A 24516-nucleotide genomic window follows, 5' to 3' on the forward strand; every position below is an offset into this window, starting at 1 on the left:
ATTGAACACGGGATGTGTTCAAGAAAGAAGGAAAAAACCATGGATCGACGCGTTATGCGATCAAGACAAATGATTATGCAAGCTTTTATTGAGCTGTTAGGAGAGCATGATTTTGAGAAAGTTACCATACAGGGGATTGCGGATCGAGCCAATGTCAACCGGGGAACAGTCTATTTGCATTTTACGGATAAATATGACCTATTAGAGCAGAGCGTGGATACATATCTGATGATGTTAGCTGACAGTTGTATACCGGAGGAAGGAACAACCACCGAACTGTCCCGAGATCTGCTCATTCGTGCGTTCACGTATCTGAAGGAGCATGCAGCGATCTATAGTGTACTGATTACGAACAAAGGTATTCCCACGTTCAGACACCGTATGACACAGATGATTAAGGGGAATGTCACTATGGTGGTGAACCATATGAAACTAGAAAGCGATATTCATAGGGATGTACTCGCCCAATTTTTATCCGTTTCCATTACAGGATTGATTGAGTGGTGGGTCGTCGAATCCATGCCGTATACACCAGAAGAGATGGTCGAACAGATGAATAAAATTCTTGAAGCAAGGCTGCAGCTATGGTGAAGATTTTTTAGTCTACACATTCATTTGATCACGATCTATCCATTCCACTTAGAATCGCAATACCAATGATACTCCGGAACTGGTTGTCCCGGAGTTCACTCCTTTTAACGATTCGAGCGAAAATGGCTATCAATCACGTTGTACTACCTTGAACATGAATGCTTCAGCATAATTCCAAGTGAATTCTCGCTCCCTGGTGGTTAGGTTCCAACTGTAACGCTTCATTAAAACGTTTTTTGGCATCAGCTTTTTTACCGAGACCCAGTAATCCAAGACCCAGCATGAACAGGCAGTGGGTTTGATTACGCTTGTTCAGATCATCTTCAAATACCAGAAAATCAGGTAACGATACGGCAAAATAATCCATTTTAACATCATCAAACAGATGTCTTTCTGCATAATCAATCAGCTTGTTGAAGCGACGCTTTGCTTCTTTTGAATTGTTCAGTTGATCCCACGCTAGTCCTTGATAGAATATCATCTCTGGCGGCTGATCATTATAATACATCGCACTAGCAGGTTCTTCTAATCCCTCTGAGGCAAGTTTCCAATGAACAATGGCCTCTTCTTGCTTTCCAAGTCCCTGATAGGCGAGACCCAGTTCATAGTGCACATTGTTTTCTTGTGCGCCCTCTAGCTTACCTTCGCCCAGATTCTCAGGATAATGGAACGCTCGTTGTAACAACGAAACAGCCTCGTGATACGATTTGCGTTTGTTCTCCTGCTTGGCAAGCTCAACTAGCGCAAGCGTATATTGCCCTGTCGTTTTCCCTTCTCCCCCTTCCCAGGGATGGAAACGTCGACCTAACAACAATGACAAGGCTTTATTATGTTCGCCCAAAGTATTCAGCAAGGTAATATATTCGAGGTAAAGGTCGTCACGATGTTCGACAAGATGCATATGTTTTTGAAGCTTCGTCAACCGTTCTTTTGCAGAAACGCCAGTCTTTTTATATAACTGATCTAGCTCATAAAAAACGCGGGCATCTTGTTGATCACATTCAAATGCTTGGTTAAGCGATTTCAATGAAGCGTCTGCATCACTTTGTTTATTGTAATAAGCCAAGGCAAGATTGCGGTGAGCTGTTGCGAAAGTACTGTCAAGACGAATAGAAATTTCCCAATGATGAATGGCATCTTCTGCTCGTTTTTTATCATAATAAAGGTTTGCTAGATAATAATGCGCTTTACTATCTGATGGACTTTGATTAACTGTATGCAGCAATACGCTCAGATCGAACAGGCTATTCGGGAAACAATAATCCGGAGCAGCCTTCTCTCCAAGGTTACGTTTTTGTCCTGCTTTATCGCTCTGTCCCAACTTGTCATAGACATAGGCTAGTGTGTAATGAACCATCGGATATGTCGATCCACCCTGTAACGAGCTTATTTCTTCCAACACATGAGCCGCTTCTTCGAGAAAGCCACTTCCTGCATAATCCCAAGCCAGATTCAAGAAGTTATGTGCATCATCTCGCATGAACCGGTACAACTCAGTTTGTACGGCATGAGCCTCCTCGCTTTTAGCTTTTGCTTTTAAATTCATGAATTTTTCGAATCTTGCACCGAAATCTGCAATATCCATCGTTAACGTTTCATCGGCAAAAGCAATGGCCTCTTCGTGACGGCTTAATTTGCGAAGCAGCGCCGTTTTAACCAATCTTGATTTGTAGTTTCTAGCATTACGAACCAGTGAACGTTCTACCAGATCCAGCGCTTCCAGATAGGCTCCCCGCTCGGATGCAATCTGACTTAATGCATAGTAACCACTGTCCTGATAAGCTGAAGACCATACTGCCTTATAAAATGCCTTGAAAGCTTCTTCATTCCGTTCTTGAAGTCGAAGCGTTAAGCCAAGTTGGTAGTAAGCTTCACTATCGTATGGATTCGGGTTGCGCCAGGTCAATGATTGGATGGCCGTACGGAAATGTGTTTCCGCCTTTTCCAGTTCGCCTCTTCGAAGCAATAGTGTGCCATAAGCGACATTCAGACGGATGTCAGTACGATCTCTTCTTAATCCTTCCTGATAGTAGTCTTCCGGTTCGAAGGTTGCATGTCGGTATTGCTCCAGATGAAGTCCGGCAAGATACAATTGTTCTGTGCTTATCAGCTCTTCTGGAAGAGGAAGCGGCTTCGCGGCATCTGGAATCTGTTCAATGGATGGCTTGGCTGGTCTATAGCTGATAAGTAAGTTCTGTTCAGAATCCCGTACCGTTAAAGTTAAGTCATGCGGTTGATCTCCTTCATCCAACGTAATCACCGATTTATAAGTCGACGTTGGAGAAAGGGTTACACTCTCTGTTACATACGTACGCTTATGCCCTTTTAATTCGACTGTCGCGCCTTCAAATACAGATGTAGCGTAGGCCATGACTGTCGCAACTCGAAGCGCTTCATCCACTTCCAAATTCACTGCAGCATCGATGGAAGCATTCTTAACGACTCCAATATTTTTGTAGGGCATGAAATGCTGGGTAAACGATTTCTCTTCATATGGCTGGAGCCATGTAAAATCAGGTTGGTTGTCGGTGAATACACCAGTCATCAACTCAATATAAGGTCCATCTTCATCCGTTAAACTGCGATCCCAAGCTTGGCCGAATTCGCCATTCCCCCATGTCCACTGCTTCTTACCTGGAGAAACATGATGATTGGCTACATGGAGCAGTCCTGCCTGGACGCTATGGTCATATCCTCCCACAAAATTATAGTCAGACTTGTACGCCATGTATGAAGTGGGAACCGGTATATTTTTGTATCTTGAGATATCGACACCTTCAGAGTAATCCATTTTGTAATACGTACCTGTAGCAATAGGGAATTTCGACACATCTCGTTTTCCGTGATCAAATACAGCTGTCACATCTGGAGGAAATACCGTTTGAGTATGATCATTCACCGCTACCGCAGGATTTGCCCACCATAAGAACGTTTGCGGTTCAGACGTACGATTGTACATCTGTGCAGTAATTTCGATATAGGCTTTGCCTGGATGCAATGTGAAACCTGTCGTCACTTTAGTACCGTACATTCGATCGATCTCACTAACCCACACCGTAGCGCTACCATCTTGGTTCTCCGTAACCGTGTGTTGTACAGCTCCAAATGTATTAGGTCGGTGATGCTGGGGCCAGTTAAACTCGATGCCTCCTGAAATCCATGGCCCAGCAAGTCCAACAAGTGCCGGTTTAATGACACGATTATAGTAAACGAAATCATAATTGTTCGTTTTATCTAATGCACGGTAGATTCGACCGCCAATTTCCGGCATGATCTCGATTCGAATATATTCATTTTCGAGAATAGCCATTGAATAGGTTTGAGATACTTTTTCATCCAAGATCTTATCAATAACCGGAAGTGGGTATACTCGTCCAGAGCTCCCTTGGTATACTCGCTTCTCCAAGAACATGGGATTCTTGTCAGGTTTACCCGTTCCATAGGTAGGGATTTCAACTTTCTCCTCCCAAACCCGAACCTGATTAGATACAGCCGATGATGAATCATTTGCACTCATGTGTGATCCTCCTTTCTATTTATAGCTTTAATGTAATGTTTTATTAGCCTATAAACAATTAACGAAAGTCGGTAGTTAATGGACTATATTCTTGTTTACAATGAACCTCCCGCCTTCAAGAACATTTGACTGAACGGAACATCAGCATAAAACAAAGGAACAACCATCCGTAACGAGATGTGTTGTCCCTTTTGACATTTGATTTTGCTTTGTACCATAACGTCTGCTTTGTACCATAACGTTTGCTGTACAACGCTGCAAGGCTATGCCTATATTGCTTATTAGGCTACAGCCTGAACGCTATGCTCTTTGCGAGTGATCGCATATATTGCTGTAACAAGTCCAAGAAGAATTAGAATTGATCCAACCCAGCCTGTGTGTTGAATGGCTGAATGATCAATGACCATGCCACCAATGTAAGTTCCTAGCGCAATACCCGCATGGGCAATACCGGAATTCGTACTGATCAACGTATCTGCTGTCTCGGGCGAAGTTTTGATGATTAGACTATTCTGCACAGGTGTAACCGTCCAGCTCAGAGCACTCCATACACTCAACAGTAGTAAGAAAGCGATTAGAGGCAAGCCCACACTGACTGGAATCAGTGCCATAGTAATCATAAACGGAATTAATACAATAATGATTGCTTTGGCTGGATGTAGCCGATCGGATAACAAACCTCCAATACCTCCTCCAGCAACTGCGGCAATACCAAACATGACATAGATGAATGTCACCATGGTAGAACTAGCTCCAATCGTCGCCTGAAGGAAGGGTGTGAAATACGCATACAGCGTTAAGTGACCCGCAAGCACTAATAAGGTCGTTGCATGAATTGCCAACATTCGCGGATTCCATAGTGCAGACAGTTGCTTCTTGAGCGGTACAACAGGAATCGGCTGCACACGATCCATCGCAATACTAATGGCAACAATCACTAGAGCTGTCAAAATAGCAATAAAGATAAACACTTCTCGCCATCCAGCCATATTACCTACAAAAATGCCAAGCGGCACACCCAGAATGAGTGATGCACTGCCCCCCATCGTAATGATGCCAACGGCTCGCCCTTTATACTGCGGTTCCACAATACGAGCAGCGAGAGTCAGAGAAAGCACAAAGATTAATGAACCCGTTGCAGCACCGAGTGCCCTGCCCGCCATCAGCATGTAAAAGTTCACACTGAATGCGGAGATTAGATTACTTATTAGAAACACAACTAACGTGCACAAATACACCTTTTTACGTTCGAATCGGGCTGTTACATTCAACAGAATAGGTGCAGATATTGCGTAAACTAATGAAAATATAGAGATCAAATATCCCGCTTTTGCGTAGCTCAGGTGTAAATCTGTTGCAATCAAATCCAGAATTCCACCCAAAATAAGTTCAACGGTTCCGACAACAAAGGCCGCAATCGCTAAAACATATACTTTTTTATTCATGTTCCGAATCCTCCTCAAAAGTTACAACTACGATAGTAATCCATGAGAGAAAAGATTTCAATAAAAAAAACTATTCTGCAATAGAATAGTTTTGAGATGACATCTGACGCCTTGATTTTTAATAAATCAGTCGGGCAAGCAACTTGGAAATCTCTTGATCCTGTAAGAGCTGATCACCATACTTTTTCGTAATTTGCGTGAGCGCAATATCATGATAGAAATAATCTGTTAGCGCTTTAACGATCGGTTTGGACGTCGTCTTAATCGCTTTCCATGCCTCATTCTCAATCCCTGCGAACAGCAAATACGCATGATCCACAATTAGCAACTGAGAAGGTTCGAGATGGTTTCCCTCTGGAAATAAGGAGTATCGTCGAGAAAGCGCCGTCTCCAACCCACCAACTGCGAGCACCTCTACGTAAACTCCCTGCTGCTCTTTTTGCTCCAACAACGGACGGTATTTCTCCATCTGTTCACTCCAGGCAAGCAATAAAATAGAAGATTCAGCCTCTTCAATCAGCTGTTCCATATTGGAGGCTATAGAGGTTTCGTCCTTTAACGTCCAGATGTGTTCATCCGAATACGTTCGCTTAATTTTATAACTCTTCAACTCTTCGATGTCCTTCTCAAAATCTGCTCTGATCTTGAGAATGATGGACTGGAGATCCACAGCCAAATACAACTTTTTTTTGCCGTTCATAGTTGTGAGGACTGCCCCTTTATCAATCAGTCGATTCAACACCTCATATATTTTCGCTTTAGGTACATTCGAGTGGCTAACAATGGAGGTCGCATCAAGGGGTTCATTTTGAGCAAATATTGCCTCGTAGACTTGGCTTTCGTATTGGGTAAATCCGAATTTTTGTAACATGGACCGATCTCTCGCATCCTTTCTCTTCCGACAAAGTACAGCATGAATGGTAGCACTTTCTCAAGTTTAGTCTTACTTTCAGTTTAGTCGCCTAACCTTCCTCTGTCCAGTTCCTGCCAAGGGTTTTGTACCAGTAGAATCCTCATATTATGCAGGCTCATTGGTTATATTAAACACCAGGTTGCACATTTCCCTTATACCTAAGGAGCTGATCTCATTCATGGAAAGCACGAAGGAATTTGTTAAAAAAGTGAACGATAATGCCGAAAAAGCGCGTCACAACAAAAACAATGGTAAAGGTACACCGGGTGACAAGCTGCCTAATAAGCAACACAGTACGAATAAATAAACAGGTTCGATCTACTGCACATGAAGATTCAATCCGTATTTCCAAATTAGAAAAAAACAAAAAAAGGATCTCTGTCTAGAGATCCTTTTCTAACGCATTATTATTGATTCGCTTTAATAATTTCATTGACTTCCTGTGTGATTTGGTCACCACCAAGCTTTTTCCAATTGGCAACAAAATTTTCAAATTCATCAATGGGTAGGTTACCATAAATAATCTTCAAAAACGTTTCTGCTCTTAATTTATCCAAGGTTGCCTGTTTCGTGTTCATTGTTCTTGTCGGTGCGTAGATGAACTCGTTCATAACAATCAGATCGTTGTCGCGATAATGTTTAATGACTGCCTGGGAGCTCTCTGGACCAAAAATTCGTTCCATATGCCATTTATCCAGATTACCGTTACGGTAATCCATAATATCATCATAGAAAAGTTTAGCTTCCAGCTCTAATCCGGATGTATCGCCTGATTTTAGCGCTTGCTCTACTTCATCTTGAGCTTTTACATTTTTGTTCGCCGGAAGATTAGATACTGTTGCATTATGGAAACCAAGTCCTGTTAGACCATTCAGGTATTTTTCACGCTCGGTCTTGGCAGACTCGCCGAACATCTTCTCTGTTTGAAAATTCAACAGTTTAATGACTGCTTCAGGATGCTCGTATCCTTTGCGGACAGCAAAGATTCCACCCAGACTCAGGTGATTCTGTGTCTTTGCAGGTTCTGCATCAATGGATTGAACTGGATATGGCAGCCAATCGACGTTCTTATCCTTCTTGATCATACTGCTGACCTGAAACGGAGCCCATTGAGGCAAGAAGAACATGCCTGACTTGCCTGCGTTCACATCCTCCATCATCTTCGCAAAATCCTTAACCCCGAATTCAGGATCAATGACACCCTTCTGATACAGGTTTTGCAGTTCTCGCAATCCTTCTTTCACTTCAGGTTGAATGGTTCCATTCACAACTTGACCTGAACCATCCTTAATCCACGTTTCCAGATATCCGTGATACCCCAGCAAGAACGCGTTAATCGGTAAATCCTTGTTCAATGCGATACCGAAAGTATCATCCTTTCCATTGCCATCCGGATCTTCAAACGTAAATGCCTCTGCGATCTTAATAACATCTTGCATCGATTTTGGGGCTTCCAACCCTACGTTTTTGAGCCAGTCTTGACGAATCCAGATCATGTCAGAAGAATCAAGTGACCCCGGAAAACTGACCATGGCGTATATTTTGCCATCTTTAGTTACCGGCTTTAATCCCGCTCCATCCTCAGCGGACATAAATTCTTTTACTAGATCTGATGCATATTTATCATACACCTCTGTAAGATCCTCAATCATACCTGCTTCATACAATTGCTCGAATTGCACAGCACTAACTTTCAACACATCAGGTAAATCACCACTAGCGAGCGTAACGTTCATTTTATCATTGTAGTTAGCATCAGGAACAATCCATTCGTATGATACGTCAATGCCTAGTTCATCCATGTAACCTCTCGTCCAGATGTTCTTGGCATGTGTATCTCCAGAAGCTAATGATTCTTTGCCTGTCTCATTCATGGTAGAGGTGAGCTTAATCGGTGGATCATATTTGGTAAGTGGTCCTCCAGCATCTTGCTGGGTACTCGGCTTAGTCTCCTCCTCTCCACTACCTGCGCCTGATGAGCACGCCGCGAGTGTTGCCGCCAAAACCATGGATAAAGTAAGTAATGAGAATCTTTTGAATGACACTTTCATGCGAATCCCCCTTTTTCTCCTCCGTGAGGTATATGTTCATTTTATTAAGAAAGCGCTATCAATTCGAGTGGACGCCGTTTACATCTGGTATCTTTAATTGACCACTTGATAGGGATACACTAATTTTTTTGGTCTCGAAACTCCTGAGGCGTACAACCCGTTGCTTTTTTGAAGAACCGGTAGAAATAATGCTGATCACTGAAGCCCACTTTGGCGGATATTTCATGCATTTTACACGCAGAACCTAGCAGCAGTTCCTTACTAAGCTCAATTCGCCGTTCATGGATATAGTCCGATATCCCCTTACCTGTAACCCGTTTGTACCACCGTGATAGATACGAAGGATTTAATGAAACTTCTTGAGCGATTCGAGTCAGGGAGAGATCGTCTGCTAGATGATGCTTGATATATAGATGAATGGTCGTTAGAATCTGAGACTGATCATGTAGACGTGTATTGCTCCTTTTGGAAATAATCCATTCGAATGCTGATCGATAGAAGATAACTAATTCGTGCCACGGCGTTTGGATATCAAAATGCAACATTTGAGTCAGCTCCATATCCTCCATCGCGGATTCATACAGTCCCATCTCTTGCAGCACTTCGATCAATGCATTCGCTGCCCCGATATATATCTTCATGCGGAAGAACGGATCTTGTAGTCCCTCGATGGATACCTCCGTCCACTTATCAAATGAATCCATCCATTCCTGCTCTCCTGCTACAATGCGAGCTTTGATCTGATCCATATGCAATACTGCAACTGCCTGACGGTTTACCACATTGGGGGTGTAATTAAGTGCATGCTGCACCTGTACTCGTAACAATTTTTCCATCCCAAGTCCAGGGCCTGCATGCACCGACAAGCGCAACTGAGCGATCGCCGTATTCAGATCCATCCAGTCCACCACCTGCTCACTGACCATAATAGATACCGACAGATTCAAGCAATCCGCACAAGATTGTTGCACAGATTCCAGGGTTCCATATACGAAACGAAGTGTCTGCTCTCGTTTCTCTTGCTGGTTGGTCGCAAAGGGAACATCCTGAGCGGATGGCTGAATGATGCAGGCAATTACTTGTAGATCGAGATCAACGGACTTCACAATCGTTTTATCCTGGAGCAACTCCTCTGCGACGTTAGCCACTGCATAACGAATCAGACTCCGATCCGCATGAGATTGATAAGTGTTCCACTCTTCAACACGTATAATGATAGGAATAACAGGCTCTTCAGATCGGAAAGGAAGCTGCACGGCATCCAATTCTTCTTGAAGCGAAGCCAGTTCGTACCTTTCCGTTCGTTTCATAACATCAAGTAACAGTTGGCGTTGCAATTGAGGTAAAGCTCTTGGCAACTTACTGCGGAACCAAGCATTCTGGTAGCGAAAATCATTTTCTTCTGCTATTTGCTGCAAAGCCCGGTCTACAGCAGCTCGAATATGACTCATACCTTCTGTTTTCAGTAGGTAATCTACCACACAAGGATTACGAATGGCTTGGTGCGCATAATCAAACTCATTGTGACCTGTAAGCAGTAGCACCTTGCATCTCGGCCAGCGATCTACAATTTTATCGATAAGCTCCATCCCATCCATGCCAGGCATGCAAATGTCACTCAGCACAAGATCAATCTTGACCGAATTCAACCATTCGATTGCTTCATAAGCTGAATAGGCCTTAATGATCTCCATATCATGAATATTTGCTTTCTGAAAAAATGCATATAATCCATCCAAAATAACAGGTTCATCATCCACAATAAGCATCCGGTGCATATATTCATTCACCTTTCCACGGCAGATTTATAATGATGCATAGACCACCCAAACGACTGCGCTCGGCAGCGAGGCCATAGTCTGCACCAAACTTAATTTGTAATCGTTGATGCACATTAATCAGACCCGTAATCTCTTCATGTTCATGACGTAGAACGGATTCTTGAAAGTTGCTCTCAAAGGAATGTTTCAGATGTTGCAGATCGTCATCGGTCAACTGATCCCCATCGTCTTCAATTCGGATAGCAAGCCTGTCCTGCTCGGAATAATATGATAATTTCAGTAATCCCCCACGGCTGCGCTTGGACAGCGCATATTCAAAAGCATTCTCTACAATCGGCTGAATAATCACCCGCGGAATTGCAATCGCATTGTAAGCTTCATTCATAGGCTCCACCTCCAACTGTATCCTTGAACCGAATCGGATCTGTTGAATAGATGCATAGATCATCGCGTGTTCAATCTCAGCACCAAGAGAAACCTCGGATTGCGAATCTCGTGTCATATATCTGAAATACTGGCCTAGATAGTCGGTGAATTCCTGAATTAATTCAACATGTTCAACCTCTGCCATCTGTTTAATACTAAACAGGCTGTTGTACAGAAAGTGGGGCTGAATCTGTGATTGAAGATGCTTCAGCTCAGCCTCACTGGTTCGAATTCGAGCAACATAATTCTCTTCAATAAGTACATGTAAGCGTTCTATCATGTGATTGAAGCGAGAGTACAAATAACCAAATTCATCCCCTCTTGAATGCGGAATCCGCGTTAGGGTATGCCCCTGCTCTGTCATTCGAAACCCTTTGACTAGAGCAGATAACGGCTTGTGTATTGATCGATATATGGAAAATGAGAAGATCATAATGATGACAATGGATATTAGTGTTGAGATCCACAACCATAACTTATATTGTTCAAGTGGTGCTTCCAGCACATCTTCAGCAATGCTGGACGTTAGGGTGAACGAATGATCTGCATCATAAAGAGCATAATGCAAGAAGTCGTCTGAATGATATCTCGTAACCTGCGCTGATTCAGAGGAATGTTCTGTTTGCGATGGTCGTTTCTGGACAGATGCCGCTTGGTCTGAAGAGGAAATCACAACCTGCTGTTTATCTCCAAAACTCAGCGTGATATCACTGCCACCTGTCTCAGATAGTTGTTGCAATCTCTGCTTCAATTCTCCAGACGATAAACGAATGCCTAGTATGAAATTGGGAGCTTCCTCATAATTCATGTTATATGGATTGCTTTTGAGAAAAAAGAGATCGCTGCCCGAATAGGACAACTCCCCATTCAGGTTACCCATGGTTGTCAGCAGGTTCTGCCATTCCTGATCCTCTACATTTCGAATACCATCAACCGCGCTTACACGCTTGTGTAAGGTGGGCACGTAATAGACAACATCGCTTATGTATGGGCTTGTCACCATAATCTGACTGAGCTTCTGATGGATGTCGTTCAAACTGGACGTTACTTCATACCTACTCATAATGGCTGATCGTGTGCTTAGTGTAGACATCAATTCATCAAATGAAAATTCATTGACTAAGCCACTCATGCGTTCTAACTCAAACTGTAAATGATTGTGGTAAAAATGTAGCTTGGATTCGTGCGCACGTTCCACTTCAGATTGCATCTGAGTAGAGCTGTAATGAGTAATCATAATGCTCATTCCGTATAGCGGAAGAATCACAAGTACAAATGCCACGATAAGTTTGACAATGATGGATTGATTCTTCCATCTACCACTGAAGATTCGCATGTTTCTTCTCTCCTTTCTTCCAAGGAAAAAAAGGAGCCGACAATCGGCTCCTCCACATCAATGTTCCTCTTCACAAATCTTATCCCTTCACACTTCCAACAACAAGCCCATGAACAAAATATCTCTGGAGAAAAGGGTACACAAGCAAAATGGGAATGACAGACAAGAAGATCTGTGATGCTTGTGTTGTTCTATCCGATACTTGACTGAGCAAGGTTGCATCTTCCAAAGTCATCATCTCACTCTGAATCATGGTCACTTGCTGCAGCATGGATTGTAGATAGGTAGCTAATGGGTAATGTTCCGGGCTCTTCATATAGATCATGCCATCAAACCATGCATTCCAGTGTCCAACCATCGCGAACAATGTAATGGTTGCAATGCTTGGCAGTGAAATGGGAAGATAGATACTCCATAGCGTTCGTGCATGTCCCGCCCCATCCATCCATGAAGCTTCTTCCAATTCCTTCGGCAAACCTCTGAAGAAATTCAGCATTAGCAGTACATTAAAGATCGGAACTGCTCCTGGCAAAATTAAGGCCCAGATGGAATCGAGCAACCCGGCTTCCTTCACAACGAGATATCCTGGAATAAGTCCCCCACTGAATAACATCGTGAAGACAAAAATCCACGCATATGCAGTTCTTGCTCTGAATTTGGTAGCTTCCTTGGAGAGCGGATAAGCTACCAGAATCGTAAAGACTAGGTTGATAAAAACGCCCAGTACGACGCGAAGTAGACTTGTACCGAAGGAATTAAGAAATTGTTGATTTTCCAAAATGTATTTGTACGATGATAAAGTGAAGTCCACTGGCCAGAAGGTTACACTGCCTGCTTTTACCGCATCGCTAGAGCTAAACGAAATAGCCAATATATTCACGATCGGAAATAGACATAGCAAGGCAAGAATCGTAAGAATGACGTAATTGAATCCCAGAAACCAGCGATAAGCTCTCGATGCATGATGCATGTTCTTGCCTCCTTTCTAGAAAATCCGATAATTAGCTAAGCGGTAAGCCAAGAAATAGCCAAGCCCGATAAAAATGAATGATACGACCGATTTAATGAGTCCTAGTGCGGTGGAGACTGAGTATTGCGCATCCTGTAAGCCAATTCGATAGATCATCGTATCTAGGATATCCCCTGATTCATAAACTAGTGGATTGTACAGGTTGAACACTTGGTCGAAACCACCATTAAGCACGTTGCCAAGACTAAGAGTGACCATCAAGATCACGATTGGACGAATCCCAGGCAGCGTGATATGCCATGTCTGTTTCCAGCGTCCTGCGCCATCCATAACAGAAGCCTCATAGAGCGACTTATCTATATTGGTGAGTGCTGCTAAATAGATGATTGTACCAAACCCGAATTCTTTCCACTGATCCGTGATGACGAGTATGTAGGGAAACCATTCGTTGCTGGCCAAGAATTGGATCGGTTCTACACCGATCGCTCGCAGTAACATGTTAACGATACCACTGCTTGGTGACAGCACATCAACAATGATCCCCGCTAAAATAACCCACGAAAAAAAGTGAGGCATGTAGATCACCGTTTGAATGGTTCGTTTGAAGCCCGTTTTCCGTACTTCATTCAGTAATAAAGCAACTAGGACGGGAATAACAAGACCAGACACAATCTTCATCACTGAAATAAATACCGTATTCCATACCACTTGACTGAAACCTGGCAGATCAAATAAATATCTGAAATTGTCCAGTCCAACCCAACTCGTGTTTTTGAAGCCACCGATCGGCGAAAAGTTTTGAAATGCAATGGACAGGCCTGCCATTGGAATGTAACCGAATACAATAATAATGATCAGACCCGGTAGAATCATAAGATGAAGCGGAATGTTTCGTATAAATTGTCTGTAGTTGGAACGCATATGCTGTCTCCTCCTTCAGCTTAATTATAGGAGTAGGCAGAATCGAACCATAGTGTAGGCTATTGACTTTAGGTATCTTTTGTTGACTCATCACTTACAAATAAAAAAACACCCCCATCTGTAGAAAAAAACCTATTTTCTACACGATGGAGGTATGATTCACCGTTGAATCGCCTTATTTTATAGCTGTTTATACGAGTTTCATAACGAATACGTTCACTGAATTCGCCGGTAAGCGAAGTATAGTTGTCTCTCCCTCTAGGTTCACCTTCTGTTCAACTGGAATGACCTTCTCATCATTCTTTTGGTTAACATTCGGGATGTGAACTAAACTCTCGTCTCCACTGACTGTAATCCATGTTGCTTCGGATGCTACTTGCAGGTGTTCGAGCTGAAGCTGCATTGCTTTCTCTACAGGATCAGCATTAACCATTTTCACATACACGTGTTTATCATCTCTCGTAACAGAGTGGAACACCTCGTGATTGTACGCCTCTAACTTGTAGTCGAGCGTTTTACTTGATGTATGTCCATCCGTATAGGAGCAGAGGAGTCGATCTCCAGTCTCACCACCATAGTTGACTGTGATCGAATACAACGTATCATCCGTTAGTGGTTCATAGTTCGCTGCTCTGAGATTGCCTGCTGCCGAGCTGGAAGAATAATCGCCCAGTGTGTAACCTTCGATACCTTGTTTGTACACTTTAACTCCAGTTGCATGCCCGTCATATGCAATCGCATACTCTGTGACATCTTTGTTCTCAGGTGTGATATCGGTTAGACCTACACCAACATAGAAACCATCCTCACCCGATACCTGCTGAGCCTGCACCTGCACTTGATAATTGGTCCATTCCTCATTGAGCAAATAAATTCCGTTTAGTCCACTTTCCTGCGCTTCTAATCGTAATCCGTTACCCGGTTCCAGCGTATATCCTACCGATCCAGGAATAAGTGACCATATTTCGCTAAGCTCGCTCTGTTCTCTAAAGTCCTCTTCAAGCAGAACGCTGTCATCTTGGTTGGAAGTGACCTTAATGCTCTTAACTACGATATCAGCATGACCCGTCGCAATCTCAATTCCTCCACGCGGGATCAGCTCTAGCTGTTTGCCTTTGTTGTACGTCCTGAATGAAGTACCCAGCACTTCTTTCCCTACATGCTTCGCAAAGAGCTGCTGCACATAATAATTGGGTGTGAACCATACCGTCTCGTCATCAAACCAAATGCAGTCCGGTGTCCAGCGATAGGTTCCATCGGTTAGCACTTTATTAAATAACGGCGCATAGGCTGCCAAGCGCACGACATCCGCATTATTTTCGAATCCGGTCATCACTGCTGCTTCAGCAACAGCGCCAGCAAGTGTATTTTTATCAGTCGATGCATATTCACCTACAAACACCTTGGAGGTCTGTTTCCAGTCGATACTACCATCCGCATGGTAGGCTCGGTCATAGTAATTATAGCGATCCGCATTGTTCAGCAAATATTCATTCGAACGGTAGTAATGCTCATCTGCAATCGTATCCATGTAATCCTGCTGATGCTCATACCAATTCACTGTCTCTGTAATTACTTCCGAACCATCTGCAAATGCAACCTGTGCCGACCCCGTAAGATTACCACTTAGGAATTTCCATCCCTCCTGGTATGCATCATCATCTGCCTGAGCACCAACCGTTGAAATAATATGCAGCTCGTGTTCCGGATAGTGAAGCTTCATGTACGCATCAATGGATGTTTTGAACACTTCAAAGTTAGCAAAAAACTCGGTTCCCCAGTTCTCATTCCCTACCCCCAGGTAACGAAGATCGAAGGGCTCAGGATGTCCCATCTGCGCACGCAGTGCAGCCCATTCATTATTATCTACATCAACACTTAGCGCAAAATCAATGAGATCCGTAAAGTTCTTGATATAATATTCCCGTAGTGCACCACCGGCTGGATGAGCATAATCCGAACGCGCCTGACAAAGGACACCACACGCCATCACTGGCACTGGCAAAGCATTCAAGTCCTCTGCTAGTTGGAAATACTCCATATAACCGAGACCCATAGTCATCATATATCCCCAGACATTGTAGTTCTCTTTGCGAAGCTCAACCTCACCTACGGAGTCCTTCCAATCATAGACATTCTCCCAGATAAATGAACCTTCTGAGATACAACCTCCCGGGAAACGTAGAAATGTCGGATGTAAATCCACAAGTGCCTGAATGAGGTCTTTCCGAAGTCGGTAATTTGGATTCCCCTTGTAATTTGCATGTGCAGAACTGGAATCACCTTGTTCGTTCGGTGCTGCTCCCCATACATCCTGCGGCATTAATGACACCATATCGATGGAGATTTCACCTGCAAAACTCAGTACCAATTGTCCCATTGCAGTTGCCGTTCCGGTTAAGACCAGGTTGGCTGAAGCCTGTTGCGTACTTACACCATACTTCTTCCAAGTGCCTCCCCCATCTACATGCAAAACGACAGGTTCACTGATGGAATGTTGACTCGCATCCTGCAACTGCACCGTTATCGTACCTGGGGCATTCGCCTTGGCCCATATTGTGAAGTTATAGTGCTCCCCTTGTTGGATCGACATTGCACAGTGCTGATTCGAGTCTGAGAAGCCACGGTTACGAATGATTCCACCATCCTGCACAGTCACATAGTAAGCATTCGTCTCCGGATCATCTACGTCAAAGTGCTCGTTCAATCCACCCGTCTGCTGTACAATCATGCAATCTGTGTCCCCAGACCAAGCAAACAAAGGCTCACGATTCCGCCCCGTCGAACAACCACACTCTCCTGATGCATGTGAATATGTATCAAAGGCAAACGATTCAAACGAACGATTCTGCACCAGTTCTGCGTAAATGCCTCCATCTGCCGCATTGTTGATGTCTTCATAGAACAACCCATACATCACTTCACTGATATCAGCGATCTTCTGATTCCCATGAATGGTGATGGAATATGGAGGTAAATGTTCAGGCAATACGGAAACATCATAGTGCTTGCTGATTGTACTGCTGCCCTTCGTTAACAAAGCGCTTAAACGGACTTCTTGCGGTGTCGTAACCGTCTGGATTTTTCCATCATTCGATAGAATCTCAGGCTGATTAGACTCCCATTGTACATCCACCTTGCCACCCAATAGGTTCAAGGGCAATGAAATATCCTTCGTAATAATTTTGGTCGGGAACGAAAGATATTTATCCCCTGCGAGCTTGATAATTTCCTCATCTGTCAGTGACTCACACATCACCTCAATCACTTCATCCATGGTTAAGCCTGCGCGGTAAATGCGCAGATCGGAGAGCGAGCCAGCAAAATCAACATCTGCCGCATATTGTGAACGTCCGATATAGTTCTGGCTGTAGTTGGAAACATCGCTGAAGGTATCAAACCATTTACGCAGCTTCGCATAATTCCCACTAGAGGTTTGGCTAATGGAGCCATCCGCAACTTTCTCTCCATTCACATAAACGATGGGTCCTGCACTACTCAGCGTGCCATTCTCTGTTCCTGAGATGGACAAAGCAATATGCATCCATTCTCCACTAGCAAAGCCACGACCTGGATCGGCCACGAGGTCGTCAGCCGCATACAGAGAGCTTCGTAACTGACGGGTTAGAAATACATATGGGCCTTGCTCGCCTTTACCAAAATCAAAGATTCGCTCCCACACATTGGCACCCTTGCCGAAGTTGACCCATGTGGAAACCGTTAACCCAGTGTTATCGCTTACATCTTGGAGTAGATTGGAAGGCAGCTGAAGATAAGATGATCCGTTGGCTCCACCTGCAAACGTAGCAGCAGTTCTGCCTTGTACGTTAGAAATGTTAGGCTTCTGATCTCCTAAAGCTACTCCATCATGACCATTTCCCGAGGAGTCCTGACCTATGTTCGTCGGTTCATTAAACGTGTAATGTGCGATCATCTGATTCTTAAATGTACTCATTGGTAATCCTCCTATGTAACCGAAATTTAATTCATATAAATATAAAATAGTTGATAAACATTTAAACAATACACATACACGTTATACTACCTAGTTGTAACCCATTTTTCAATCATAAAATGAAAATATATCACATTCAGCGAAGGATTGAATGATTAACGGGATATCATTCTCGACGGACATTTAATCGATATGTCACAAACATTATAGTTTACAAATATATGAATTGATTGATACTATAACAAATGAAAGCGGTTAATTGTAAATTTTATCAAGGAGGTGTGTGCTGAAGTATTCGGCAATTAGGTAAATCAATTTCATAATACCTTTGGTTGCTTCAATCACCATAAAACTCGTTTTAATGAGTTATGAAATTGATTCAGGTAATGAACAAATAAACTATCATTGGGTGTTTGATGAAAGGGGAATTTTATGAAGCGTTATATGGCTATCGCACTTAGTGCTGCTCTACTCACTTCACCAAGTTTATTGCCAGGCTCAGCTATGGCGAACAGTTCTACCTCAGACGTGATTCAACCACATTTGACTACTCAATCTACGCTTAACTCGATACCTGGATTTACGGATGTTTCTGTTCATGATCCTTCTGTCATTAAGGTTGGCGATACCTTTTACGTATTCGGTTCACACTTACAAGTCGCTAAATCCAAAGATCTTATGAACTGGGAGGCCGTAGCATCAGGAGTTACGGATAACAATCCAGTCGTTCCTAATGTGACGAAGGAGTTTGGAGAAGCTCTAGCATGGGCGCAGACGGATACACTATGGGCGGCCGATGTTATTCAATTGGCTGACGGCAAATTTTATATGTACTACAATGCGTGCAAAGGCGACTCTCCTCGTTCCGCACTAGGCGTTGCTGTCGCCGATAACATTGAAGGACCGTATAAGGATCAGGGGATTGTGCTGAAATCGGGTATGTGGGACCAGATTAGCGAGGATGGTACCATATATGATGCAACGAAGCATCCCAACGTTGTTGACCCCGATGTGTTTTTTGATAAAGACGGCAAGTTATGGATGGTATATGGCTCATATTCCGGAGGAATTTTCATTCTAGAGATGGACGAAACGACGGGTAAACCTCTACCGAATCAAGGTTATGGCAAAAAACTGACGGGTGGCAATCACAGCCGCATTGAAGCCCCTTATATGCAATATAGCCCTGAGACGGACTATTATTATCTATTCCTCTCCTATGGTGGACTTGACGCTGTGGGAGGATACAACATTCGGGTAGCTCGCTCAAAGACACCAGACGGTCCATTTTACGATGCTGCGGGGAACGATATGATTCAAGTCAAGGCAGACAAGGACAAACCTCTCTTCGATGACGCATCCATTGAGCCATTCGGCGTGAAGCTGATGGGTAATTACCTGTTCCAGAGACAGATCGGTGATCCGGGTACAGGTCAGGGAATTGGTTACGTATCACCTGGTCACAACTCTGCCTATGTTGATCCTGAGAGTGGCAAGCACTTCTTGATCTTCCATTCTCGCTTCCCAGGACGCGGGGAACAACATGAAGTCCGTGTACATGAAATGCACATGAATGCTGATGGATGGCCAACGGTTTCTCCGTATCGTTATGCGGGATTGGATGAGGCCTCTAATGCCATTCCTAGTACTGCGGTAGCCGGTCAGTATAAGTGGATTAATCACGGAAAAGATATCTCATCTGCTATCAAAACATCTCAAAATGTTGTCTTTTCTCCTAATGGTCAGATCAGTGGTGCAGTCACGGGTACGTGGAGTCTTGCAGATGGTAATCAGAATCAGATTACCCTTACCGCAGATGGTGTAACGTACAAAGGCGTTCTGACCTATGAGTGGGAACCCAATCTACAGCGTGAAGTATTGACCTTCAGTGCCCTTTCCTCTTCAGGCGTTGCGATCTGGGGGAGCCAAGAAGCTGGCCTGACGGATCAGGCTGTTGTGGATGCGGTTAAGAAGGATTTGAATATCGGTGATACCCATAATATATTCTTTAATATGTCCCTGCCTACCTCAGGAGCGCGGGATAGTAAGATTACCTGGAGTTCGTCTAATGCAGCTTTTCTCTCCAATACCGGAGTTGTCAATCGTCCTCGAGCAGGCAAAGGCGATGCCAAAATAACATTAACGGCGAACATCACAAAAGGTGTAGCAACGACTACGCAGAAGTATATGGTTACCGTACCTGAGCAGGCCAAAGGACCTGTACTAGGTGAATATCAATTTGATGGCAGCAAGCTCGCCAAAATTGCACAGGATTCCAGCAAAAACGGATATCATGGGCAGGCCTTTCATGTGGAGAGTTCAGTCGTAGGTAAAAAGAAAAACCTCGTTGCTGCTTTTAACGGTCAAGACAGCTCGGTTGAACTACCTGGACTTATCACAGATACGACAGATTTCACATTTAGCGGTTGGGTCAACTGGGATGGTGGTGACGCATGGCAACGTGTTTTCGACTTTGGTAATGGTTTGACCCGACACATGTTCCTTACGCCAGCTCAACATAACGGTGCTCTTCAATTTACGATTCATAATGAGGGTAAGGATCAAAGTCTGATCGCTTCGCAAGCATTGCCGACAAATCAATGGGTTCATGTTGCTGTTACGCTTAAGGGTGACACAGGAATCTTATATGTAGACGGACAACCTGTAGCGAGTAGTAACGAAATCACTTTCAACCCTAAAGATTTACATGTTACTGAGGCTTACTTAGGTAAGAGCCGTTATGCTGCTGATCCGTACTTCAAAGGCAAGATGGATCAGGTGAGTGTTTATAACAAAGCACTAACTGCTAAAGAGATTCAACGTTCGGCTGAAAAGCGGCCAGAGTAAATGAGCCGAAGGAATTAAGAAATATATAGAGACCACATTCAGTTGTTCCGTGCATGAATGTGGTCTCTTCTATTGTCCTGAATAGAGAACAACTGTAGCCTATTGAATGTAAGAGCTACAGTTGTTCTTGTTCCTGCTTTTGTTGTTATCGCATGAATGTTGAGCAATCATGCGTCAGTCTTTCTTTTCTAACCGTAAGATCAGTTGTTACACAACCGTAGCATAGGTATTACGAGCAAGTCGCGTTGCCTCAACCATGTTTTGCAGCGATGCAACCGTTTCGTCATAACCACGTGTTTTAAGTCCGCAATCTGGATTAATCCAGAACAATTGTGCCGGTAACACACGCAAAGCCCGCTGAATCATATCCGTCATTTCTTTCACACTAGGTACACGTGGACTATGAATATCATATACGCCGAGTCCAATGCCAAGCTTGTATGTGTTCAGCTCAAAGCTATGAATTAATTCACCATGACTCCGTGAGGTTTCAATCGAAATGACATCTGCATCCATGGCTTCAATCGAGCCAATCATGTCATGGAATTCGCAATAACACATATGCGTGTGAATTTGTGTCGTTTCCTGTACCGTGCAAGTCGTAATTTTGAATGCCTTCACGGCCCAAGCAAGATATGCCTCCTGCTCATTTACCTTAAGTGGGAGCCCTTCACGAACAGCCGGTTCATCCACCTGAATCATGCCGATTCCTGCTTGTTCCAGCGCCTCGACTTCTTGTCTGAGGGCATAAGCCAGCTGATATGCAATATGTTCTCGCGGGATATCGTCACGGACAAAAGACCAGTTCATAATGGTAATCGGGCCAGTCAACATGCCTTTCACCGGCTTCTTCGTCTGAGATTGAGCATATACCGTCTCTTCCACCGTCATGTTTCCGTCAAATGCCACATCTCCGAAGATGACAGGTGGCTTCACACAGCGTGATCCATATGATTGCACCCAACCATTCTGCGTGAAGGCGAACCCAGCCAGCTTCTCACCGAAAAATTCAACCATATCCGTGCGCTCGAATTCCCCATGCACTAACACGTCTAAACCAATCTCTTCCTGAAGCCCGATCCAAGTATCGATATGTTGATGAATAAAATCCGTGTAACGTTCTTGATTCCATTCCCCTTTGCGCCAGCTCTGACGCGCTTTCCGAACCTCAGCAGATTGAGGAAAACTTCCAATCGTTGTGGTGGGTAGGAGTGGTAGCTGCCACTTATCCTGTTGTGCGAGATGTCTCTGAGCAAATGGCACAGAACGTACCGGCTCTTGTACCCGAAGTTTCTCCACCGCTTGCTGAACATCACTACGATTGCGCTCATTGGACTGATGAAGAGCCAGAATTGCTCGGGCACTCGTATACAGTTGTGTAGCAATGGCGCCAATGCCTGACGTTAGTGCTTGGGTTAAGAGAACCAGTTCATCTAGCTTTTCATCCGCGAATGCCAAGGCATTTTTCAGTTCAGACGTAAGCTTCGTTTCACGATCCGTTGTTACCGGAACATGCAGTAGGCTACATGAGGATTGGATGATGAGGCGATCTGGTGATACGATGGCAGACAGTTCATTCAGAAGATCCAGCTTTTCTTGCAGAGAAGATCTCCAGATTCCACGACCATCGATAATACCGGCTCCCAGTACCTTGTCCTGTGGAAAAGCAAACGATTGGAGCGATTGTTGGTTCCCGGGCCGTCCATGTACAAAATCAAGTCCAATGCCTTGCACAGGCAACGCCACAATATCTTGATAACGCTCTACAGCTTCAAAATACGTCTGTAACATAATATTGATTGTAGGTGCAGATGCATGTAATGTTTCGTAGATGGTTCTCAGGTGTTGCAGATCTTCATCGCTCAATTGCGTAACAAGGATCGGTTCATCAATCTGTACCCACTGCACACCTTCCTGCTGCAATTCTTGAACAATTTGTACATATAGAGGTAGGAGTCGATTAATCCACGTCCCCGTCTCAGAGGCACTATACCCTTTTGATAACTTCACAAACGTAAGTGGACCAACTAGAACGGGTTTCCCCTCAATTCCTAATTTCTCCTTCGCCTCTTGGTACGCCACCAGAGGTTTATTCTCCGTAAGTACGGGTGTGAGGCCCGACAATTCCGGTACGATGTAATGATAATTCGTGTTGAACCATTTCGTCATCTCGCTGGCAGCGGCATCCCTCGTTCCACGCGCAATCCCATAATACACAGACAATGGTACTTTACCGCCCTCATATGCAAAGCGCTCAGGAATCAAACCAAACATCGTAGCTGTATCCAATATATGATCATAATAGCTGAAGTCGTTGACTGGAATGTAATCAATGCCCTTTGCTTGCTGTTTACGCAGATGATTCAAACGAATCTCTTGGAGCTGGCTTTCAAAAGCTTCGTTGTCAATTTTGCCTGCCCAATATGCTTCCAATGCTTTCTTCCATTCACGATCTGCTCCAATCCGCGGATATCCAAGAACACTACTTTTCACCATATGATATTTCCCCTCTGCACTTCGATTTGTTATATCAAAAGTTATCACAGAAAGGCTTGTGCCATGTAATTCCATAAAATTATACCCAGCTATAGCTTAAGGCTATAGCAAAGAGTATTTTTCAATATAGATTAATTACGCCAATATTGAGGATGTCCCGGAAAGGGAAACATGAATTAAGCTAGAATTAAGACTGTGTTTTTATATACATAAGCTCGGGCAGTTATACTGAGGAAAATACAGCGAGAGAGTATGTGATGACATGAAAAAATGGAGAAAACGACTACGAATTACAGCCATTGCGGGACTTGCGTTGATTCTGGTTCTTCTGGGATCAGGCGTGGTTTATCAGCAGGTAGAGACAAGAAAAGATTTGAACAATTTCACACCCCCAGGCAAGCTCTACAAAGTACATGGAGAAAATATGCACCTCTATACAGGTGGTCAAGGTGATGTTACAGTGGTCATGGCATCCGGTTGGGGTACGGCTAACCCCTATGTAGATTATTATCCTTTATATGAACAATTATCTCCCTACACCAAGTTCGCGGTGTATGACCGATTCGGTTATGGTTATAGTGAGGTAACCGACAAAAAGCGAGACGTGGATAGCATTGCGGAGGAATTACATGAGTTATTAACGACATCTGGACAACAACCACCTTACATACTCGTCGGGCACTCCCTTGGGTCGCTTGAAACGCTGCGATATGCTCAGAAGTACCCGAATGAAGTAAAAGGCATTATGATGATAGATGGGGGTAGCCCGGAGTATTATGCAAAAGACGAAGATAATTTAGCCGATGTCATTGGTGGCTTTATGAATCAATTCCGTATTCAAACGGGGCTGTTCCGATTGTCTCTACAATCCGAACCTGTCTTGGAAGCAACCCGTGCTAATCGTAACAACCTGAAATTTGTACCTGATGAGTTAAAACAAGTCGATACAACGGCTCTGCTGCTTAACTATGGGAATGCCAACACCGTGGATGAATTACGTGAGATGAATGCCAATGCAACAGTCGTAATGAATCATACGAAACCTCTATCTGTACCACTAACGATTCTAACTGCAGATTATTTGGGATCTAGTGAAGCGATCTGGGATCAAACTCAAACTGAATTCACATCCTGGTCAACACAACCCAAACACGTGACGGTGAAAGATTCTGAGCATTATGTTCATCAGTATCATCCAGAGCAAGTAGCTGATGAAATATTAGAATTAGCAGCCAAATAAGTAACGCTTCATATCAATGACATTCAT

At 43.8% G+C, this 24516-nt stretch carries 14 protein-coding genes; 4 read left to right on the forward strand and 10 right to left on the reverse strand.

Annotated elements, in window-relative coordinates; all coding sequences use genetic code 11:
- Positions 1–69: 69 nt before the first annotated feature.
- Positions 70–591: a TetR/AcrR family transcriptional regulator gene (locus tag J2T19_RS15090; protein WP_307217057.1), complete on the forward strand. Its 522-nt coding sequence runs from the start codon at positions 70–72 to the stop codon at positions 589–591.
- A gap of 163 nt (positions 592–754) precedes the next feature.
- Here J2T19_RS15090 and J2T19_RS15095 read toward each other — a convergent pair whose 3' ends face one another.
- The 3 genes from J2T19_RS15095 to J2T19_RS15105 all read right to left on the reverse strand — a co-directional run bounded on the left by J2T19_RS15095 (position 755) and on the right by J2T19_RS15105 (position 6424).
- Positions 755–4108 carry a DUF5107 domain-containing protein gene (locus J2T19_RS15095; RefSeq protein WP_307217059.1) on the reverse strand — a complete coding sequence of 1118 codons (3354 nt, stop codon included), beginning with the start codon at positions 4106–4108 and terminating at the stop codon, positions 755–757.
- A 281-nt stretch (positions 4109–4389) separates the two neighbouring features.
- Positions 4390–5553 carry an MFS transporter gene (locus J2T19_RS15100; protein ID WP_307217061.1) on the reverse strand — a complete coding sequence of 388 codons (1164 nt, stop codon included), beginning with the start codon at positions 5551–5553 and terminating at the stop codon, positions 4390–4392.
- A 118-nt stretch (positions 5554–5671) separates the two neighbouring features.
- A complete protein-coding gene (locus J2T19_RS15105; protein ID WP_307217063.1) occupies positions 5672–6424 on the reverse strand; it encodes a TrmB family transcriptional regulator in 753 nt (250 codons plus the stop codon).
- Between the two features lie 220 nt (positions 6425–6644).
- Between J2T19_RS15105 and J2T19_RS15110 the strand changes: the two genes are divergently transcribed.
- Positions 6645–6773 carry a DUF4023 family protein gene (locus J2T19_RS15110; protein ID WP_128102369.1) on the forward strand — a complete coding sequence of 43 codons (129 nt, stop codon included), beginning with the start codon at positions 6645–6647 and terminating at the stop codon, positions 6771–6773.
- 100 nt (positions 6774–6873) lie between these two features.
- Here J2T19_RS15110 and J2T19_RS15115 read toward each other — a convergent pair whose 3' ends face one another.
- The 6 genes from J2T19_RS15115 to J2T19_RS15140 all read right to left on the reverse strand — a co-directional run bounded on the left by J2T19_RS15115 (position 6874) and on the right by J2T19_RS15140 (position 17906).
- Complete coding sequence (locus J2T19_RS15115; RefSeq protein WP_307217065.1) at positions 6874–8517, reverse strand: extracellular solute-binding protein; 1644 nt, start codon at positions 8515–8517, stop codon at positions 6874–6876.
- A gap of 119 nt (positions 8518–8636) precedes the next feature.
- Positions 8637–10295 carry a response regulator transcription factor gene (locus tag J2T19_RS15120; protein ID WP_307217067.1) on the reverse strand — a complete coding sequence of 553 codons (1659 nt, stop codon included), beginning with the start codon at positions 10293–10295 and terminating at the stop codon, positions 8637–8639.
- Positions 10296–10299: 4 nt separating this feature from the next.
- Positions 10300–12060, reverse strand: a complete 1761-nt coding sequence (locus J2T19_RS15125; protein ID WP_307217070.1) for a sensor histidine kinase — start codon at positions 12058–12060, stop codon at positions 10300–10302.
- A gap of 79 nt (positions 12061–12139) precedes the next feature.
- Positions 12140–13030 (reverse strand): carbohydrate ABC transporter permease, encoded by an 891-nt coding sequence (locus J2T19_RS15130; protein WP_307217072.1) that lies wholly within the window; start codon positions 13028–13030, stop codon positions 12140–12142.
- 15 nt (positions 13031–13045) lie between these two features.
- Complete coding sequence (locus J2T19_RS15135; protein WP_056692019.1) at positions 13046–13951, reverse strand: ABC transporter permease; 906 nt, start codon at positions 13949–13951, stop codon at positions 13046–13048.
- Between the two features lie 190 nt (positions 13952–14141).
- The gene (locus J2T19_RS15140) at positions 14142–17906 is read right to left on the reverse strand and encodes an alpha-L-arabinofuranosidase family protein (RefSeq protein WP_307217074.1); all 3765 of its coding nucleotides are present in this window, start codon (positions 17904–17906) and stop codon (positions 14142–14144) included.
- Positions 17907–18338: 432 nt separating this feature from the next.
- On the opposite strand from J2T19_RS15140, the gene abnB reads away from it, so the two are divergent.
- Positions 18339–20753, forward strand: coding sequence for an arabinan endo-1,5-alpha-L-arabinosidase AbnB (abnB, locus tag J2T19_RS15145; RefSeq protein ID WP_307217076.1), 2415 nt, complete (start codon positions 18339–18341; stop codon positions 20751–20753).
- 207 nt (positions 20754–20960) lie between these two features.
- Here abnB and metE read toward each other — a convergent pair whose 3' ends face one another.
- Positions 20961–23249 (reverse strand): 5-methyltetrahydropteroyltriglutamate--homocysteine S-methyltransferase, encoded by a 2289-nt coding sequence (gene metE, locus J2T19_RS15150; RefSeq protein WP_307217078.1) that lies wholly within the window; start codon positions 23247–23249, stop codon positions 20961–20963.
- Positions 23250–23511: 262 nt separating this feature from the next.
- Between metE and J2T19_RS15155 the strand changes: the two genes are divergently transcribed.
- Complete coding sequence (locus J2T19_RS15155) at positions 23512–24489, forward strand: alpha/beta fold hydrolase (RefSeq protein ID WP_307217080.1); 978 nt, start codon at positions 23512–23514, stop codon at positions 24487–24489.
- Positions 24490–24516 lie beyond the last annotated feature (27 nt).

The sequence above is a fragment of the Paenibacillus tundrae genome (assembly GCF_030812775.1).
In the GTDB taxonomy this organism is placed as follows: domain Bacteria; phylum Bacillota; class Bacilli; order Paenibacillales; family Paenibacillaceae; genus Paenibacillus; species Paenibacillus tundrae_A.

Coding starts and splice junctions, on each gene's coding strand:
- abnB (WP_307217076.1), top strand. CDS start 18,339: ATGAAGCGTTATATGGCTATCGCACTTAGTGCTGCTCTACTCACTTCA.
- J2T19_RS15130 (WP_307217072.1), bottom strand. CDS start 13,030: ATGCATCATGCATCGAGAGCTTATCGCTGGTTTCTGGGATTCAATTAC.
- J2T19_RS15090 (WP_307217057.1), top strand. CDS start 70: ATGATTATGCAAGCTTTTATTGAGCTGTTAGGAGAGCATGATTTTGAG.
- J2T19_RS15120 (WP_307217067.1), bottom strand. CDS start 10,295: ATGCACCGGATGCTTATTGTGGATGATGAACCTGTTATTTTGGATGGA.
- metE (WP_307217078.1), bottom strand. CDS start 23,249: ATGGTGAAAAGTAGTGTTCTTGGATATCCGCGGATTGGAGCAGATCGT.
- J2T19_RS15155 (WP_307217080.1), top strand. CDS start 23,512: ATGAAAAAATGGAGAAAACGACTACGAATTACAGCCATTGCGGGACTT.
- J2T19_RS15095 (WP_307217059.1), bottom strand. CDS start 4,108: ATGAGTGCAAATGATTCATCATCGGCTGTATCTAATCAGGTTCGGGTT.
- J2T19_RS15140 (WP_307217074.1), bottom strand. CDS start 17,906: ATGAGTACATTTAAGAATCAGATGATCGCACATTACACGTTTAATGAA.
- J2T19_RS15110 (WP_128102369.1), top strand. CDS start 6,645: ATGGAAAGCACGAAGGAATTTGTTAAAAAAGTGAACGATAATGCCGAA.
- J2T19_RS15100 (WP_307217061.1), bottom strand. CDS start 5,553: ATGAATAAAAAAGTATATGTTTTAGCGATTGCGGCCTTTGTTGTCGGA.
- J2T19_RS15105 (WP_307217063.1), bottom strand. CDS start 6,424: ATGTTACAAAAATTCGGATTTACCCAATACGAAAGCCAAGTCTACGAG.
- J2T19_RS15135 (WP_056692019.1), bottom strand. CDS start 13,951: ATGCGTTCCAACTACAGACAATTTATACGAAACATTCCGCTTCATCTT.
- J2T19_RS15115 (WP_307217065.1), bottom strand. CDS start 8,517: ATGAAAGTGTCATTCAAAAGATTCTCATTACTTACTTTATCCATGGTT.
- J2T19_RS15125 (WP_307217070.1), bottom strand. CDS start 12,060: ATGCGAATCTTCAGTGGTAGATGGAAGAATCAATCCATCATTGTCAAA.